Annotated in this window: 1 protein-coding gene and 2 pseudogenes; 1 reads left to right on the top strand and 2 read right to left on the bottom strand. The window is 47.1% G+C overall.

Going from position 1 to position 1,537, the window contains the following annotated elements; all coding sequences use genetic code 11:
* Window positions 1-304 (top strand): annotated as a pseudogene (locus AB5H98_RS13450) (DeoR family transcriptional regulator); the annotation flags it as partial.
* A 49-nt stretch (window positions 305-353) separates the two neighbouring features.
* Here the strand turns inward: AB5H98_RS13450 and AB5H98_RS13445 are convergent.
* Together AB5H98_RS13445 and AB5H98_RS13440 are read right to left on the bottom strand one after the other, a co-directional pair.
* Complete coding sequence (locus tag AB5H98_RS13445) at window positions 354-1,316, bottom strand: transketolase family protein (RefSeq protein ID WP_367926388.1); 963 nt, start codon at window positions 1,314-1,316, stop codon at window positions 354-356.
* Window positions 1,317-1,320: 4 nt separating this feature from the next.
* A pseudogene (locus AB5H98_RS13440) lies at window positions 1,321-1,537 on the bottom strand (transketolase); the annotation flags it as partial.

The raw sequence follows: 1,537 nt of genomic DNA, 5'->3' as shown, positions 1-1,537 counted from the left end.
TGTAGGCGTATACACTGAAAAAATGGTGTCTCAGTTCCATTTTGACCATGCCTTTTTTGGTTGTTCCGGCATCGAACTTTTACATCAGATGGCCTACAATGACGACATTGACACCGTTCCGGTTAAGGAAGTTGCTATGAAATGCTCCAATAAAAACCATCTTCTCGCAGATGCCAGTAAACTTGGAAAAACCAGTTTCTGCCGGTTGGCTCCGTTAAGTGCCTTTGACAGTGTAATTGTTACCTGTCCGCCAGAGTTGAATATGCCGCTTCCCAGCAATTTTGTGGTCGTTCCAGAAAACTAAAATCCTTTTGCAAGAAGGGTCCGAGCATCCAGCCCGGACCCCTTTTTTGTTATTTCAACGCTTTCTCAATGGCACACACTGCATCGTCGCTTGTCAGATGGAATTCCTTTTTCAAAAGATCTACCAATCCAACCTGACCGAATACATCCTGTGCGCCAAGCTTCAATAGCGGAACACCCATTCCGTATTTTGCCAGAACGTCGGCCACAGCACTGCCTATGCCATTGATAATGCTGTGGTTTTCATAAGTAACCACCAATTTCTTACCCTGTGCCTCTTTGCGAATCAGCTCTTCATCAAAAGGTTTCACTGTTACAGGATCTACTACTTCTACGCTCACGCCTCGACGGCCCAATTCCTCGGCGGCATCAAGCGCATCGGCCATGAGATATCCACTGCCAACCAACAACACGTCGGTACCTGGAACAAGCACTTGACCTTTTCCAAGCTCAAATTTCGTTCCTTTTTCGTATACCTCGCGTACATTCTTTCTATACGCACGGATATAGTGAATCGCTCCATCCTGTCTGGCAGCGCACATGCGCACCATCCAATCCAACTGTACCTGGTCGCAAGGATCACACACAATTGCATTGGGAATTGCACGCATAACAGCCAAGTCTTCAAAACAGGTATGCGTGCCTCCATCAAAGCCGGAGCAAAAACCCGGGTCAGAAGCAAAAATATTCACGGTATTGTTCTGATAAGCGCATGAGATATACAACTGATCAAGAGCTCTGCGCGTTACAAATGCGGACATAGTGTGCACAAAAGGAATATAACCACGCAACGAAAGTCCCGCTGCTACGCCAAACAAGTTTGCCTCGCAAATGCCCACATCCACAAAACGGTCGGGATTGCTCTCTTTGAAGCGCAAAAAGAACGATGCACCACCCAAATCCGCGTCCAGCACCAAAATGCGCTCATCCTGTTCCATCAGTTCTTTCAGCGTGGCACCAAATTGATTACGCAATTCGCCGCCCAGCTCTTTGGTTCTGTTCTGTTTCAGCATGGCTTTATTCCTCCTCCGTAATTTTTTTCAGTTCAGCAATCGCCTTTTCGATTTCGGCGCGCCCTTCTTCAAATACCTTGGGAGCATGGTTGTCCGGCATATCCTCGTAATACTTCACGCCCTGCCCTTTCACGGTATCCAGCACAATGCACACTGCTTTATCTTTCACCATTTTGGCTTCGTTGATTGCATCATCAATGGCTTCTTCGTCAGCGCCATTT

This window comes from uncultured Ruthenibacterium sp., assembly GCF_963558415.1.
Lineage (GTDB): Bacteria > Bacillota > Clostridia > Oscillospirales > Ruminococcaceae > Ruthenibacterium.
Note: the sequence above shows the minus strand (reverse complement) of the source record. Positions and strands in the feature narration are given on the sequence as shown.